Annotated in this window: 16 protein-coding genes; 9 read left to right on the plus strand and 7 right to left on the minus strand. The window is 46.1% G+C overall.

The genetic code is table 11. The features are described 5' to 3' along the window. Nucleotides 1-3: 3 nt before the first annotated feature. Nucleotides 4-1,383, minus strand: a complete 1,380-nt coding sequence (locus tag K1I37_RS20615) for a DDE-type integrase/transposase/recombinase (RefSeq protein WP_021295220.1) — start codon at nt 1,381-1,383, stop codon at nt 4-6. Nucleotides 1,384-2,231: 848 nt separating this feature from the next. Between K1I37_RS20615 and K1I37_RS20620 the strand changes: the two genes are divergently transcribed. The 3 genes from K1I37_RS20620 (at nt 2,232) to K1I37_RS20630 (ending at nt 3,783) form a co-directional block, all read left to right on the plus strand. Beyond that, a complete protein-coding gene (locus K1I37_RS20620) occupies nt 2,232-2,996 on the plus strand; it encodes a DUF2628 domain-containing protein (RefSeq protein ID WP_272496374.1) in 765 nt (254 codons plus the stop codon). Nucleotides 2,997-3,180: 184 nt separating this feature from the next. Beyond that, nucleotides 3,181-3,351 carry a hypothetical protein gene (locus K1I37_RS20625; RefSeq protein WP_081654318.1) on the plus strand — a complete coding sequence of 57 codons (171 nt, stop codon included), beginning with the start codon at nt 3,181-3,183 and terminating at the stop codon, nt 3,349-3,351. Between the two features lie 114 nt (nt 3,352-3,465). Further along, complete coding sequence (locus K1I37_RS20630; protein ID WP_021298700.1) at nt 3,466-3,783, plus strand: alpha/beta fold hydrolase; 318 nt, start codon at nt 3,466-3,468, stop codon at nt 3,781-3,783. Between the two features lie 49 nt (nt 3,784-3,832). On the opposite strand, the gene K1I37_RS20635 is transcribed toward K1I37_RS20630, so the two are convergent. Next, nucleotides 3,833-5,059 carry an IS256 family transposase gene (locus K1I37_RS20635; RefSeq protein ID WP_206920083.1) on the minus strand — a complete coding sequence of 409 codons (1,227 nt, stop codon included), beginning with the start codon at nt 5,057-5,059 and terminating at the stop codon, nt 3,833-3,835. A 785-nt stretch (nt 5,060-5,844) separates the two neighbouring features. Here K1I37_RS20635 and K1I37_RS20640 point away from each other — a divergent pair. Beyond that, the gene (locus K1I37_RS20640; RefSeq protein WP_021298566.1) at nt 5,845-6,411 is read left to right on the plus strand and encodes a GNAT family N-acetyltransferase; all 567 of its coding nucleotides are present in this window, start codon (nt 5,845-5,847) and stop codon (nt 6,409-6,411) included. 432 nt (nt 6,412-6,843) lie between these two features. On the opposite strand, the gene K1I37_RS20645 is transcribed toward K1I37_RS20640, so the two are convergent. From K1I37_RS20645 to K1I37_RS20665, 5 genes are all read right to left on the minus strand, one after another. After that, nucleotides 6,844-8,205: a hypothetical protein gene (locus K1I37_RS20645; RefSeq protein WP_021298564.1), complete on the minus strand. Its 1,362-nt coding sequence runs from the start codon at nt 8,203-8,205 to the stop codon at nt 6,844-6,846. A gap of 83 nt (nt 8,206-8,288) precedes the next feature. Next, on the minus strand, nt 8,289-8,786 hold the full coding sequence (locus tag K1I37_RS20650) for a DUF669 domain-containing protein (protein WP_021298563.1): 498 nt from the start codon (nt 8,784-8,786) through the stop codon (nt 8,289-8,291). Nucleotides 8,787-9,198: 412 nt separating this feature from the next. Then, nucleotides 9,199-9,660 (minus strand): hypothetical protein, encoded by a 462-nt coding sequence (locus K1I37_RS20655; protein ID WP_021298562.1) that lies wholly within the window; start codon nt 9,658-9,660, stop codon nt 9,199-9,201. Nucleotides 9,661-9,882: 222 nt separating this feature from the next. Next, a complete protein-coding gene (locus K1I37_RS20660) occupies nt 9,883-10,155 on the minus strand; it encodes a hypothetical protein (RefSeq protein WP_021298561.1) in 273 nt (90 codons plus the stop codon). 410 nt (nt 10,156-10,565) lie between these two features. Next, complete coding sequence (locus K1I37_RS20665; RefSeq protein ID WP_021298558.1) at nt 10,566-10,979, minus strand: hypothetical protein; 414 nt, start codon at nt 10,977-10,979, stop codon at nt 10,566-10,568. A 362-nt stretch (nt 10,980-11,341) separates the two neighbouring features. Between K1I37_RS20665 and K1I37_RS20670 the strand changes: the two genes are divergently transcribed. From K1I37_RS20670 to K1I37_RS20690, 5 genes are all read left to right on the plus strand, one after another. Further along, on the plus strand, nt 11,342-12,265 hold the full coding sequence (locus K1I37_RS20670) for a recombinase family protein (RefSeq protein WP_242215960.1): 924 nt from the start codon (nt 11,342-11,344) through the stop codon (nt 12,263-12,265). A 33-nt stretch (nt 12,266-12,298) separates the two neighbouring features. Continuing rightward, nucleotides 12,299-12,625: an IS66 family insertion sequence element accessory protein TnpA gene (gene tnpA / locus K1I37_RS20675; protein WP_206917310.1), complete on the plus strand. Its 327-nt coding sequence runs from the start codon at nt 12,299-12,301 to the stop codon at nt 12,623-12,625. Beyond that, nucleotides 12,612-12,974, plus strand: coding sequence for an IS66 family insertion sequence element accessory protein TnpB (tnpB, locus tag K1I37_RS20680; protein WP_021295534.1), 363 nt, complete (start codon nt 12,612-12,614; stop codon nt 12,972-12,974). The genes tnpA and tnpB overlap by 14 nt, the downstream gene beginning before the upstream one ends. Before the next feature lie 89 nt (nt 12,975-13,063). Continuing rightward, nucleotides 13,064-14,641, plus strand: a complete 1,578-nt coding sequence (gene tnpC / locus K1I37_RS20685; RefSeq protein ID WP_242216017.1) for an IS66 family transposase — start codon at nt 13,064-13,066, stop codon at nt 14,639-14,641. A 116-nt stretch (nt 14,642-14,757) separates the two neighbouring features. Next, nucleotides 14,758-15,492 (plus strand): recombinase zinc ribbon domain-containing protein, encoded by a 735-nt coding sequence (locus K1I37_RS20690; RefSeq protein WP_081654079.1) that lies wholly within the window; start codon nt 14,758-14,760, stop codon nt 15,490-15,492. Nucleotides 15,493-15,496: the final 4 nt, after the last annotated feature.

Consider the following 15,496-nt stretch of genomic DNA (forward strand, 5'->3'; position numbering starts at 1 on the left):
GTGTCACTGTGCATCACCATCCATCGTTGTAGAGAATTTCAGGCCCTCAGCTTGCTGCTTCTTCCGCTCCTTCAGTGCATCAAACAGGCTCACACCAGGCCTTATATCATCTTCGGTGGGCTGTTGCTCCTTGTGTACACGCCGGTCATAGGGATGGGTCAAATCAATCGTTTTTGCATCCGGCCATCGTTTTTCGCCTGTCCACACCTGAATGGTAGACAAATCGAATGGGTCGTAGCGTAATTGGATGGTCGTCCTCGCCAACTCGCTATCCACCTCGAATCGGTTTCCTTGCAAAGAAACACACCCTGCTTTGTCCACCTTCCGTTCCTCTTGCCAATAGAAAATTTCGTTTAAGTCTGCCTCCGGGATGCGCCTTGTCTTTCTCTCACTAGCGGCCACTCGTTCCTGCGGTGACACACCCGTACTACCATGTTTTCTCACATGGTAGAATGCAGTTACCCAAGTGTGAAATACTTCATTGAGCTCTTCTAGAGTCTCTACATCACCACGAGCTACGGCTTCATACGCCTCCGGGATAAAGCTTGTGTCAAGGAATCGGAATATCCGCTCAATTTTCCCACGACCAGCAGGGCGGTAGGGCTTACTGTGTGAGAGACTGACGCCAAGCCTTGCACAAATGCGCTTGAGGTGGTGGGACGAAAAGACGGCTCCATTATCGACATACAGTTTTTCGGGCACACCGTGGTGTAAAATTGCTTTCTTGAAACTATCCTCTAGACGGGGCATCTGCTCATCCCAATAGAACTGTGCATGAACAATCATTCGGCTGTAATCATCAAGGATGGCAAATAAGATCGCTTTTTTCTTCCGTCCCGGATTGTTTGGGTCTGGAAGATATAAGGCGTGCTTAAAATCCGCTTGCCACAAAAGGTGAATGTCCTCTACTTCAAATCTCCGAAAGGTACCCTTGTTTTGCGGAACAATCAGCACATCGCGGCGACTGAGCCCTGCTTGCCTTAGGTGCCTGGCCAATGTGCTCGTTGCGACAGACCCTGGCTGTGCAATCCCTTCGGCCTCAAGCAGTAGAATAATCTGTTCCACGCTTCGCTCTGGCCTTGCACGGCGAAGCTCCGAAGCGCGTTGTAAGACTGGAGTGGACAGCTTGGTCAGCCCTTTGTCCTGGCGGACTTTCGGCTTCAGCGCATCATAACCGCCCTTGCGGTACGCAGCCAAATACCGCTCAAGCGTCCGCACGCTTACCTGTGTTTGTGTACTCCCAGGAATATCGTAGTCTCGTGCGCTCACCTCTCTTAATAACGCACCGAGCTCACCCGGTGTCATCGGCGTCTGCCGACTTACAACGGGTGAAATCAGACTGTACCGAAATAACGCAATTTGCTCTCTCAACGTCAAATCCATTCCATGGTTCCTCCTTCAATGGTGGGATGTGTCCATTTTCCGGGGAACTGAGGACAGGCTCCATAGACATATGTTGTGGGGAACTTTACTTGGTAAACAAACCTGGGGACGTTCCGATCCGAAACAGGGTATGAAACAGGCGAGCGTTCACGCACATTGACGCAACCTGGTTCCAAACTCGTTGAAGCAAGGCAAGCTGTGTTTTCGGACGGTCGCGGCCCCGGGGGATGTCCAAGGTTGGATCACGTTCAATAAGCCATTGCCAAAAATACGCCTCTACATCGTGCAACCATCCGCGCCAACGAACTGTCCACCGCCACACCGTGCGGGATGAAAGAGGGCCTATCGGCGGAGCCACTTGTTCAGCCGCCTGCTCACATGAGTTTCCTTCATCCACAGCCATGAGAACATCTTCCTGGACATCCCATGTGCAACGCTCATAGCGACCAATAAAGGAAGGCAGTACACTGACTGTTTTCAGACACAACGGACACTGAAATCGAAAGATAGGAATCAGACAGCGACCTTCGTGGCACCACACAGGTCTTCGGTAAACCCCGTGCCGATTGAGGCGTGTATTCGCACCACAGCGATTACACGCTTGTGGACGGATACTAGAAACATCCTCCTGCTCACAAAACGCAAGATAGGACTGGACATCTTCAAATGAAATCACGTATGCTGATGGCATAGTCCATATGGAAAGCGTTTAAAACGCATTCCAGTCGGGAAGAGAGACGAGGCGGCCAAACCTGAAGTCTCTCTTCTTTTATGCGCTCCTCCTATGACTGTCGGTAGAATCATACGATCCATACGACAATCATCCGCATAATCCTCCGCCACTTCAGATAACAAAAGACCGCCCATCCTCCGTCAGGAAGCGTGAGCGGCTACACCATGTAAGCTGGAATTGGTCAGCATTTATCCTGACAATTTTATGGTTAGGCTACCGCAAGATGTACTTATACCTATCAATTATCGTAATTGCAGTAATTATATTCTCAATCGTACTAGGATTTGGTACAACGATTAGCCCGTGGATTGGGTTACTAATAGGTGTCGCAGTAAACATACTGTTAGGTCTCTTTGGAAATTACCTATATTTACTACATGCAAAATACAAGATACGCAAAGTTAAGCAGCAGTCGTCAGATGAGAAGATACAACGGCAGCTGATACAACAGAGCGGTGGCACAAGCATTAAGAGCCTTGCTATTGTCGCGGTAGCAATTGCAATCCTCATGTCGGTGCTCCATCATTTCTCTTCAACAGGTGGTCAGGGCGTCACGATTGGAACAAGCGTAGACAACAGTTCCCCCGCTTTAACCGTTAGGGGAACGAACTACTCATTGTACGAGACACTATATGCTAGAATCGCTTCCCGTACTAGTTTTGGAACCACACAGTTAGAGTTCCTTCTTGATTACAACACTAATGGAACATGGACTAACGTTAGGGATTTGCCAGTCGTCAATGTTAATCCGGATGACAACATCTACATAATGCCCTTTGTAATTGAGCCTTCCTACGCAGGAAATTGGAGAGTTAGAATCTTAGATCAAGGCCATCTTATTGGTGAAAAGACATTTAAAGTGACTGATCCAGATAGCTGATTACTGTTTTCCGCGGTTCTAATTTGCAGAAAAACGCGGCGGTCGTTTATACATTGACATTGCATATTCATACGCTATCCATGTGCTACACTTATTGAACTAAGGGGCAGAAAAGTACAATAAGCGTTTAAAATCGAAATGGTACAATTACTATCGATTGGTCATTATTAAAGGAGGATGATTTATGCAAATTTCAATGGACGATTTAGAAGTGCAATGCTGGGACTGTAAAGGGACAGGTAAAGTATCACGTGATGAAGGCACTGTAGTATTGTGCCCAAAGTGCAACGGTACAGGGTCAATTCTTACTTCATTAGGGCAAACATTATTAGCATTTATAAAAAAACATCTTTAAGTAAGTGAGTAGTTTGTGCGTTGCCCAGGCAGAGTTCCGGTCAATGGGCAAGTCTGCATGTTGTGTTCTTACGTAATAAAGGCCACTACAATCGACACACGAGGAGGAGTTGCAATGCATAAAAGGAGATTTTTTGATTCCAACGGACTACAGCTATCGTATGTTGATTTTGGTGGCGATTTCGAGAAAATTCTTCTTGTTTTGCACGGACATTTTGGCACAGCAAGCCAGTTCTCATTCTTGGCCCAAAAGCTGGATGGTTGGCGGGTGATAGGGCTAGATCAACGAGGGCATGGATGGAGTAGTCATGCAAGCGACCTTAATTATTCTAGGGAAAGTTACATAAATGACATTCGCAATTTTATACAGCAAGAACTAGGTAAGCGATCTGTAGTTTTACTCGGACATTCTTTGGGTGGGGTGAATGCATAGGTAGTGTCCCGTCAAGTGGTGTAAATTGAGTGCAACCACTTCGTGTCGGCTATTTATGCAAAACTGACGTTGGCGCCAGTAATTGCGGTTCTTGAGTGCTCATGAGTTTTGCCATTGACTCTCGGCTAAAGTAGCGCCTTGCTACAATCCATTCATCGTTCTGTTCCTGGAGGATTGCTCCGCCTAGACGAATGACAGACTCTCGGTTCGGGAAGATACCAACGACATCGAAGCGTCGCCTGAGTTCACGATTTAAGCGCTCAAGCGGGTTTGTCGAGCATATCTGTTTCCAGTGTTCCTTTGGGAATGCCATGTACGCTAGCACGTCTTCCTCTGCACGTTCCAAGACATCCATCGCCTTTGGAAACTTTCCACGAAGTTGCTCTACAACCACATCCAGTTGCTGTTTGGCTGTTTCCTGTGTTGGCTGAGCGAATATGGTCCGGACAATAGACGAGACCATCGGTTGCGACGCTCTAGGCACCTGGCTGAGGATGTTGCGCATTGTATGAACTCGACAGCGCTGCCAGGTCGCTCCGGTCAACGCAGAGCCAATCGCACTGCGCAGTCCTTCGTGAGCATCACTAATTACCAGCTGTACACCACGCAACCCACGCGCAACCAGACTTCGGATGAATGTCAGCCAAAACGAGCCGTCCTCACTAGTCCCAATGTCAAACCCCAACACCTCACGCTCACCGGTGTCTCGCACGCCAATTGCAATTACAAATGCCATACTCTGAACTCGTCCGCCTTCACGGACTCTCGGGAATGTCGCATCCAACCATAGATATGGGTATGTCCCCTCAAGTGGGCGGTTTTTAAATTCCTGCACTACTTCGTCTAACTCTTTGCAGATACGAGATACTTCACTCTTGCTAATTCCTTGAATGCCCATAGACTCAACCAACTCGTCCACCTTGCGGGTGCTCACACCATGCACATACGCCTCTTGAACAACGGACAGCAACGCCTTCTCAGCTTTCCGCCGAGGCTCTAGCATGCTGGGGAAGTAGCTTCCTTTCCGAAGCTTCGGAATCTGCAAATCAATCGTTCCGACACGGGTGTCCCATTCCCGTTCTCTGTAACCATTACGGCTATTGCTGCGTTTCTCACTGCGCTCATACCGTTCAGCGCCAATCAAAGAGCTCACTTCAGCCTCCATCACCGCCTGGGTTAGGACTCTCAGCCCTTCCTTCAAAAAATCGACATCACCATCTTCTAATCCGATCTTGCGAATTAACTCCAAAAGTGCGATCTTGTCTGTAGAAGCCATCGATGTGCCTCCTCTACTATTTGCTCGACACTTTTAGTAGATTGCACTCGATGGCTTTTTCGTCAAGATCTAGCCGTGGAATTTACACCACTACCTAAGACTCTAACAATGCATATCAGTTTACATCAAGGTATCCCCACTTAGTAAAGGCCTTAATTGTTGAAGATATAGGGGCAGAATGTAACGACGACCTATCTTTTGCGAGGAAATTTCCAGAGAGGACATCTACAATAAAAGAGATGAAACAAGCACTTGATGAATACCTAGGGGTTGGCTCATTCCCGTATTTTGCTGAGAGTATCACAGAATATGAAGATGGTTGGGGATTTAGGTTTCACGTTGAGGGACTCATTCACTCTCAGCAATCGCTAAATGGAGTGTGGTGGGAGGATTGGGTTTCTTCAAAATGTCCATGCCTCCTTATACGTGGAGAAAACAGCGTTATATTAAGCAAAGAGCTAGCTCAACAAATGATTACACGCAGACCCAACACACAATTTATTGAATTCCCCAATTGCGGTCATACAATTCACAATCAAGATCCTGATGGGTTTAGTGAAGCTGTAATCCACTTTCTAAATGAGATATGCAAATAAGTCTTAGGACTTTCGGCGACATAATGCCTCCTATTGAACATGAAAAATACTTTGGAACGTTTTCTGTCGCTATTGGGGGCGAATGTCCGAGAAGGACTCGGACTCGTTGATACATATATATACATTATTGGTTCAGAACTGTTACTGCGTTAGCGGGCAGGTTAGTACAAATAGATTGGAGGATTTTGTTTGGCTCCTACAGATGAATTGGTTATTCGACCCATTAAGAGTGAGGATTTACCCGTACTTTGGGAACTGATGTTTAAGGATGAGTCTCCCGAATGGAAAAAGTGGGATGCTCCGTACTACGAGCATAAAGCACTGTCCTGGGAAGAGTATGCGGAAACGTGGAAGAATCGTGTTAATGGAGACGATTGGTGGGTAATCGAGGTCGGATGCAAAGTTATTGGAACGGTGAGCTATTATTGGGAACACAAGCCCTCGTATTGGCTTGAAATGGGTATAGGTATTTATGATCCCCAGTATTGGAGCGGTGGATACGGAACAAAAGCATTATCGCTTTGGATTGAACATCTATTTAATACACTCCCACTAGTGAGGGTTGGGTTCACGACTTGGTCTGGTAATCATCGCATGATACGGGTTGGCGAAAAGCTGGGGATGCAAACGGAAGGGCGGTTACGCAAATGCCGTTACTACAACGGCACGTACTATGATTCCATTCGTATGGGACTTCTACGTGAGGAATGGGAGAAGATTAGAGAACGAGTCCATAATGAATTGTTTCGCAATTAATGCTTACTTGTTGAACAAACGGGGGCGTTAACGACATAAGGAAACGCTGACCAAATTGCATAAATATAAATAACGCGGTATATCGGAGCGACGCGTTTTTCTGCATTTTTAAGTTGCGGAAAACAGATTACACTTGAAAATGCCGGAAGGAAGTCCCTAATAGCCCCATCAACAATATCTCCCCCGCGATTAGCGGGGGTTCTCGTATTCCTGAATCTCATTCTTCAACTCATCGGCAACAATATCTGCTAAAATTTCAACCAGTATTTTATACAAATCCTGTTGTGTTTCCTGATTCATCATTAACCCTCCCGGCTAAATAAAGCCGGGAGGGTTAAAGTTGGCCCCTAGTATTATGGACAACATTGTTAATACGCTAAGGAAGCGGATGTCCCGTGTTTTACGAAATGAAATTCATGCGTTCCAATTACTTCAAGTGGGTATATTAGCGGGGATATTGTACTCAGCCTCTATCTTTTGCACACACTCCTGTATGAAGTTTTGTAATTCTACATCACTGCCTATCTGCTCGAAACTCTTCACTATACGGTCATACGTTTGACGGTCAGTGTGCTGTGATGCTTCTGTAGCTAAGAACTGATGGAACCAGGGTATCGACCACAAGTAATACACAGAACACCGATCAAACTTGCGCAAAATCTGCCGCTGCTTAATTTCCGCTCGAAACTGCTCGTTACCCTTCGGAATACCTAAGGTCTTAATTGTCTCTGTTATCTGGTCAAGTATTTCATCGTGTCTAATCCGTTCGTTCCATTTACTTGATTCAGACTCGTTATGATTTAATGCTGGCGGCGAAGCAGGTATCTCCACAGGTTGCGACTCTACCGATAAGTCCTGTCTATGCGAAGGTGCATCAATAAACGTCCCCTTACTCGGGTCAATATTCCGTGTAATATGGGTAATTTCCATAGTAGGTTTGATAAACCCGAGGCGAGCCAATTCTTCGTAGTACTTTTGTAGTCTTCGCATCGCATCAGAAGGGTTTTTACCGACTTTAATATTAAATACCTTCAACATACTTTGAGTATCCCGTCGGTAAAACTGTTGACCTTTTTGTACCATGATGGTCCTGAGTATGTTTTTAGCACCCAAGGTTAAGTTCTTATATCCATCTTCCTTCACCCATATTAAGTTCCCAGCCTTTATATTATGCAAAAAGTACTGTCCCCACTTGGTTGCAAAGATCACAGAATACCAGATATCCTGTTTTTCCTTCTTACCCATCCCAAAGGTAAGCAGCGTGCCATTTATACGTATGGTGTCGGTCTTCTTGCCCTTTTCCCACGAATTCCTAATAATATAACTACCATCTACGGTAAACTTGGATAGTTTAAATAGACTCTTAGTGATTTCATCCGTTTTAAGCGCCTTATTATTCCTTTGCAATATGGAACGAATTTCTTTAGCGGTTACAAGTACTCCGGTCGCCTTTTCCTCAGCAGCTAATTCACAAGCTTCTTCGAACGAAATAGTATCCGGCATACTGGACAGCTTAAGCCGCTGAAAATCATGTTTTCTTGCATACCCATATCCTGCTTCATCAACATAAAATGTGATAATCGCACGTAACACGTCTAAATCATCCTGTGTCAAATCCTCAAAATGACCATCAACATACGGGCGATTCAGTGTGAAGGCGTCTCCGTTCAATGCTGTACATATATCTGACGGATTCAGCACTCCTGCCGAAGGTCTGGAACGGATTGCACATAAATTCATCGTGTCAAGTGCTCGTTCACTCGCAAGCTTAAACCCGTGAGTATTCCCCTTCATTCCGTTCCCCCACTAATATGCCCTGTCCCGTTGATGAGGCGTACGAACGGGACAGGACTTTGTATGAGTCTTTTTAACGTCCACTACTCTTGCGGTGTATTTGTATTACCGAGTCGGCTTCTGAGTCCGTCTGTCATCCTCTGGAATAACGTACTTCCTTTAAGTACCATACCTTGTACATCTTCGTCGTCCCCGCTAAATGACGTACCTTGCCTATAAATTGAAACATGAGCCTGGTTTTCACCGTTAAACTCCCTGTGATTAACATAAATTCTTACTGGTTTATTGATAATTTCCACTGCGAAGTCCTCCAAGGCGATCTCCTCATCATCTGGAAGTCCTACTGCTTTAGCTACCATTTGAAATTTATATAACGCACTGTCTACGAGAACTAGTCTATCATTTAACGTCATGTTCTGACTTGTCTGCTCTACGTCATCCCTAATTACCAATGAGATTAGAATCCCTTCATTTTGGCTGCTAAACGTCCTAACCTCTGCTTCATAAATGATTGCTTCATAGTTCCCTTTGGGAAGCAACTCCCGTGTGATACTGTTGTAATCGATTCTGAAACTCGTCATTACAAACGCCTCCATGATCTAAGGTATTTTTACGTCCTGTATAAATAAACCGATGAACAAGAAACTTACTCCCTCACTGGTATAAAAAATGAAGATGCCATCGGCGCGTCTTAACCTACTATTCCTCCGATCAACACCCACCCACTTTGAAACTGGGGTTATTATCGGGGGAGCAGGAAATTTACCGGGTTAAACCGGGGTAATTACAGGGATCAAGTGACCAAGTTAACGGGTTATTACACGTCCCTTACACCACGGAATAGCACCCTGTTGATGCCCAAAAGAATAAAAAGAAAGTAAAAGAGAAATAAAAAGAAAATAAGCAAATATGCTGGGGGCGCAGCCCCACGTTTGCCCTATTCTCGTCTTCCTCATGCCATCCCACTGTAACAACAGTTACAAAGTACGGGGCTCAGGTACCACCGCCATTGTCTAAGTCATCGTCATACTCGCTACGATCAAAAGGGCTACCTTTACCTAAATAGAGTCCACCAACTATGACAGCTTCAACGATTGGGCCGTTAAATATCTCCGTAGGATATCCATACATGTTGCTCCACTCGTGACTGTGAAACGGATTATACTCAGTAATCCAAATCCTCTCACCCAAACGTTCCATAACGTTTTCCAAAATGGCCCTTTGGGTATTCCAAACCATGTAATAGGGACATTGATGCTTTATTTCTGTCCTACTTCCATAGCTCGTTAATACATTGGCAAAAAGATGCGCTCTACCGTGTTCGCATCTACCAACATATTTAAGCTGTACGGAAGTAGGCATAACGGGGTGAAGTTTTATTCCTGCCTCATCCTCCACATTCATATACGGCAGGTAGTCCACTATCCATGTAGTACCTAAAACTCGTGTCGACATCCGATGTACCTCCAATTGAATCTCTTTTGTAGAGGGTGTTTAGTCCTCTCACTATAAAGAAAAACAATGGGGCTAAACCGTACTCCCTAGGCATACCCAATAGAACAAAAATCGCCGGTATAGCAAGCAATCGAGGTAATTTTCCTGTTAGCTACGCAACCTCGAAGTGGAGTATTTAGAGGGGATATATTTACACATTTTGGTGGTTTTTTTACGACTCATTCAACTTCGGTGCCCGATTTGTTGTTGCAGAAGAAGTAGCTGCTCGTCCATTTCTTCCAGCCTACTCATCACACTTTCCGACTCAAACACTTTCAGTAGAATATTGGACAAGTAGCCAATAGCATTGGCAGTCTTGCTGTCGATTTCCCCATTACGTAGCTCATTGATGGTACTGTTGATGAGTCTCTTCACATCACTGGTGTTCTGGGCATAAATATTTCTCTTCCTTACCGGAGCGTCCAATTGCACTGGCATGCGCTTGATTTCTCCCACGTGCCATTCTCCTTACAATTCGTATTTTTATTGCGTGGCGTATTTCGGTCCAAACGTACTTCGCGGCTCAATGTTCCTAGCATCATTTCGTGATTTTATGCCATAAAAAATCGTGTTGAAGTGCTTCTAGCATGGGCTGCACCAGGTCATCCCAGCCCCATGCCCCCACACGTATTAAATACTCTAGATATAGAAACGGTAGATTTTCCATCGTGAAAAACCTACCGTACCATCTAGCCGACATTGATTTTTTGTGGACCAGTTTTCTCATCATCGACCCAGGTTAATGTAATGCGCAACGTGTCCCTTCTGGTTATCCTGTGTATCCACACGTACCTCTTTATCCCTAGCGTCGACTCTAATTACAAGGTCCAAGTCTGAGCTTTTCCTAAGGGTCTCTAAACTACTCATTAATTTGTCAGACATGATTTCCACCTTCTCTCCAATGCAGTGACCTCCGCGATCTGCTCGGGATGCAGTTCTAGAATTAGTTTCCGGTATAACTCCAGTTCCTCAATTGGCGGTACTCCAACATCATCGAGCAGATAGTGTAAATAACGGATGACCACTGTTGGGTACCACGAACACGCATACTGTAATTCAGTAATAGCCGAGAACGGGTAGTCCTTGTTTAGTTCCTCGTACTCAAGGAACACCAGTAATCGGGCATAAGTCGATTGATTCCTGGGAGGCAATACGGCAAGGACTTCATCTGGTTCATAGCCTAAACTGGTTATCCTCCGTGACAACCGTGCGTGCATTTCCTTCTCCAGTTTCAATAGTACTTTCTGTGTGCGATTCATCCGTACTTTGGTTCCGTGCACGATATTCACCCCTCAGTAACCCAATAAATCTCTTAGATGAGTGCATCAGAGCTTTCGAATAGATGTGTGCTGGAATATATCTACTACCCAATCCATTACCAGTTTGATGGTAACCGACATTATTGCTGCCCATCATATTCCCCCTAAGTACCCCACTTGTTTTAAAAATCCCCCCGCAATAATCACACTACAAACCCTTTGTTTTCTTAGATTTTCCCGACTTTGGTCTACATACCGGGAGCCAACTTATGCGTTTTCCGGTTCTTTTAGTTGAGGGATTGCGCGAGGGAACCTCTTGAGATTTCTGCAACGCGGCAAAAAAATTTGTTCTTGTTTTTCATCTCGGGAGTGGGGGACTTGTTATGTTGAACAACATCAAAACTATTGCCATATATGCTCGTGTTAGCACTGAGGAGCAAGCTGAAGAAGGTTTCTCTATCCAAGCTCAATTAGAAACGCTTCGCGTATATGCGCAACAACACCATTACATCATTCATCACGAATACGTTGACGAAGGTATCTCCGGGAAGTCCATAAAAAATCGAATGGCATTGCAGAAACTACTACGGGATGCGGAAGCAAATTTGTTTGACGAAGTGATTGTTTGGAAAATTAACCGTATTTCCCGTAACCAGCTTGACTTACTCCAAATAGTGGATATTCTTAGCAAGCACAACGTGTCCTTCCGCAGTTACAGTGAAAACTTCGAAACAGAGACACCCATGGGTAGGTTCGCACTTCAAATGATGGGTTCTGTTGCAGAACTGGAGCGTAACACAATCGTTGAAAACGTCAAACTTGGAATGAAGCAACGAGCCAAACAAGGCAAGTGGAATGGTGGCACCGTTTTGGGTTACAGAAGTGTCGAGGTGGAAAACTCCACTCACCGCAAGCATCGCGAAACCCGACTGGACGTGGTCGAATCTGAGGCTGTGATCGTGCGCATGATTTTCGAGAAATATGCAAACGGCACAGGATTTAAAGGTATCGCCAACGCATTGAACCATCTGGGATATAAGACGAAACATGGTGCCGATTTTAGCGTCACTAGTATCAAGGGCATTATTTCCAACCCGGTATACATCGGCAAAATTCGATTCAATAAACAAACTGATTGGAGCAATAAAAGGCGCTCAGGGACAAACCCAGCTCCGCTTATAGTCGATGGCGAACACGAGGCCATTATCTCAGAGGAGCTTTGGAATCGCGTACAGGCGGTATACAATTCTAGAGACGTAAGCGTAAAACGCAGCACACCTCGTAAGGCTACACTCTGGGTGGGATAATCTCCTCAAATGAAACTGAGGAGAGTGAGGTACATGTCAAGAACCGAGCTACGTGAAGAATGGGAGAGTCGCCTCACCGAGTTTGAGTCCAGTGGGCAAACGGCTACAGTCTGGTGTGCGGTGCACGGGATCAATATTCATCGCTTTCGCTACTGGTCCAGCAAGCTTCGAGGGAATCGACGAAAGCCTTCAAATGGAGAGGTTCGTTGGCTTTCAGTGGAGATGGAATCAGTCATTAAACCGAGCAGTAACGAAGCGCTCACTGTTCAGGTTGGTCAAGCCAGGATTGAAGTGTCTGAGGGCTTCAACACCAAACTGTTCATACAGGTCGTTCAGGCTTTGGCAGATGCTCATCCATGAGGCGAATTCAGAGCAACGGGTGTACTTGGCGAGCGGCAGTACAGATCTTCGTAAGTCTATCGACGGGCTGGCAGTCCTGGTTCAAGAGGTCTTTCAGCTCAGTCCATTTTCGCCTTCCCTCTTCGTTTTCTGCAACCGAAAACGAGACAAGCTTAAAATCCTAGAGTGGGATACGAATGGATTCTGGCTCCATTATCGTCGTTTGGAACGTGGTCGCTTTCAATGGCCGGACGTAACGAACAGCGAAACGGTTACGGTCAGTCGGCAGCAGTTGCGGTGGTTGCTAGACGGACTGTCCATCACCCAACGACAGGCTCATAAAAAGGTAACCGCGCGCACGGTCATCTAGTCTCTCAGTGGCAAAATAAAAGTTCCGTAATCTCTTTTGTGACAAGGGATTTTAGCTCGCATGTCGAAATATAAAGCATGGCGAAACCAATGAACCCCACCACCGAACAGGTTGAATCCTTGCAGCAAGAAAACACCATACTTAAGCAGCAAAATGACGAACTCAAGTCTAAGGTAGAGTGGCTTGAGGAGAAATTGCGCAAAGCAACTCACCAACGTTTTGCTGCGTCTAGTGAACGGACCAAGACCGACTCCGTACAGACGCTGTTGTTTAACGAAGCCGAAGTCGAGTCTGAACCTACGCTTGAAGAGCCCACCATGGAAACCATCACCTACAAGCGAAAAAAGAAACGTCCGGGTCAGCGTGATGAACTCCTAAAGGACCTGCCCGTGGAGCGAATGGAGTATCGCTTACCCGAAGAGGAGCAGGTGTGTTCCTGCTGTGGTGGCGCCATGCATGAAATGAGTTCTGAAACGCGAACTGAGATAAAAATCATTCCGGCTCAGATGAAGGTCGTGGAGCATGTTCAATATATCTACGCCTGTCGTCATTGTGAGAAGCATGAAACTGAAACCCCTGTTGTGAAAGCTTCCATGCCACGTCCGGCATTTCCGGGGAGCTTAGCTTCTGCCTCAGCAGTGGCTTACATCATGAGTAAGAAATACGTCGAGGGGATGCCACTCTATCGGCAGGAGCAACAGTTTGAGCGACAGGGCTTTCCGTTATCACGACAAACCATGGCCAATTGGGTCCTAGCCGGTGCAACGACATGGTTGAGTAAAATATACGACCGGATGCACCAGGAACTCTTACAACGGAAGTACTTACACGCAGACGAGACAACGCTGCAGGTACTTCACGAATCCGGCAGAACCGCAGATACGAAGTCCTACATGTGGCTCTACCGCAGTGGACGGGACGGTCCACCCATTGTTTTGTACGACTACCAAGAGACGCGCAGTCGGGAGCATCCAACAAGGTTCCTCCAAGGATTTCACGGATACATCCATGTGGATGGCTACGTAGGGTACGAGGACATTCCGGATGTGACCCTGTCAGGGTGCTGGAGTCATGCCCGAAGGAAATTCGACGAGGCCATCAAGGCCTTACCCGCATCCAAACGGAACACGCCCGTGGCTGCAAGGGAAGGACTGGAATATTGCAATCGTCTCTTCAAAATTGAGCGTGGGTTAAAAGACATGACTCCCGAGAAGCGGTACGAACAGCGCCTCGAGCAAAGTCGTCCAGTCCTGGATGCTTTTTTGCCATGGCTTGAATTCCAGAAGGAAAACATACTCCCAAAGAGTGCCTTGGGAGAGGCAGTGAATTATTGCCTACGCCAATGGGGTAAGCTCACCGTGTTCCTTGAGGATGGCCATCTGGAGATCGATAACAACCGCGGTGAACGTTCCATTAAGCCATTTGTGATCGGGAGAAAGAACTTCCTGTTCAGCAATACGCCGCGCGGAGCTAGAGCGAGCGCCATCACATACAGTATCGTGGAAACTGCAAAAGAGAATGGACTCGACCCGTTTCAATATCTGTGCTATCTGTTCGAGCAACTACCAAACGTCCCCGACGATGAGTCTGACTCGTTGGCCGCGCTGCTGCCTTGGGCTGGGAACTTACCGGACGAAGTGCGACATTCAAGGAGAAAGACTCCATAACACGACAGTAGTCCCCGCCGTAACCGGTGGGGATTTCTGATTATAATGACGACGAATGACCTACCTTCAATGTGTCCTGCGTTTGACGCTTACCTAGAGACAAACATCGGTCTCGGATTTATTATGGGGAGTTCCCATTCACGGGTGTTATTCGGTGTCCAGCGTGCGGGCACGGTATGGTCGCCCATCGAGCGACACGGAAATTGAAAAGTGGCGAAATCAAGTACACACGATATTACCAGTGCGGCCAGTTTGCCAATAAAGGGTCAGCTGTGTGTAGGGCAAACAGCGTTAGAGCGGATTATGCAGAGAATGAAATTCTTTCACGTATCGAACGAATTCTGAGTACACCTAAACTGATTGAAGATGTGACTGCTGAGGTCAACCGCAAACGTGTCATCGATACAAAACCGCTCCAACAGGAACATAAGCATTTGACTGCAGAACTATCCAGCATTCAACGGAAGATTGACAAGTACTTCAAACTGTATGAAGACGATATGCTTCCCCCGCAGGAGTTAAAAACGAGAATCAATGATTTAACTGAGCAACAACAGCGATTGAACCATCGTAAATTAGAAATAGAACATAGTCTGCGCAATGAGGATTCAAAGCCTATACAGGTTGAACTAGTGAGGCATTTGCTGTCTACATTCAACTCACTGTTCGTGAAACTAGGTACTGACAAGAAGAAACAGCTTATTCATGCTCTTATTAAGCAAGTGATAATTACGCCTGAAAGAACCATAGGCAAAATTGAGCTTAAATTTGATGACCTGTTCCAGACAGTATCTAGCTCGGAATCCAATGTGTCTATTGGTACGGATATGAAATTTAGTATATCTATGTGAAATG

This window comes from Alicyclobacillus acidoterrestris (assembly GCF_022674245.1).
Classification (GTDB): Bacteria; Bacillota; Bacilli; order Alicyclobacillales; family Alicyclobacillaceae; genus Alicyclobacillus; species Alicyclobacillus acidoterrestris.

Coding starts and splice junctions, on each gene's coding strand:
- K1I37_RS20615 (WP_021295220.1), bottom strand. CDS start 1,383: ATGGATTTGACGTTGAGAGAGCAAATTGCGTTATTTCGGTACAGTCTG.
- K1I37_RS20625 (WP_081654318.1), top strand. CDS start 3,181: ATGCAAATTTCAATGGACGATTTAGAAGTGCAATGCTGGGACTGTAAA.
- K1I37_RS20630 (WP_021298700.1), top strand. CDS start 3,466: ATGCATAAAAGGAGATTTTTTGATTCCAACGGACTACAGCTATCGTAT.
- K1I37_RS20635 (WP_206920083.1), bottom strand. CDS start 5,059: ATGGCTTCTACAGACAAGATCGCACTTTTGGAGTTAATTCGCAAGATC.
- K1I37_RS20645 (WP_021298564.1), bottom strand. CDS start 8,205: ATGAAGGGGAATACTCACGGGTTTAAGCTTGCGAGTGAACGAGCACTT.
- K1I37_RS20650 (WP_021298563.1), bottom strand. CDS start 8,786: ATGACGAGTTTCAGAATCGATTACAACAGTATCACACGGGAGTTGCTT.
- K1I37_RS20655 (WP_021298562.1), bottom strand. CDS start 9,660: ATGTCGACACGAGTTTTAGGTACTACATGGATAGTGGACTACCTGCCG.
- K1I37_RS20670 (WP_242215960.1), top strand. CDS start 11,342: ATGTTGAACAACATCAAAACTATTGCCATATATGCTCGTGTTAGCACT.
- tnpA (WP_206917310.1), top strand. CDS start 12,299: ATGTCAAGAACCGAGCTACGTGAAGAATGGGAGAGTCGCCTCACCGAG.
- tnpB (WP_021295534.1), top strand. CDS start 12,612: ATGCTCATCCATGAGGCGAATTCAGAGCAACGGGTGTACTTGGCGAGC.
- tnpC (WP_242216017.1), top strand. CDS start 13,064: ATGAACCCCACCACCGAACAGGTTGAATCCTTGCAGCAAGAAAACACC.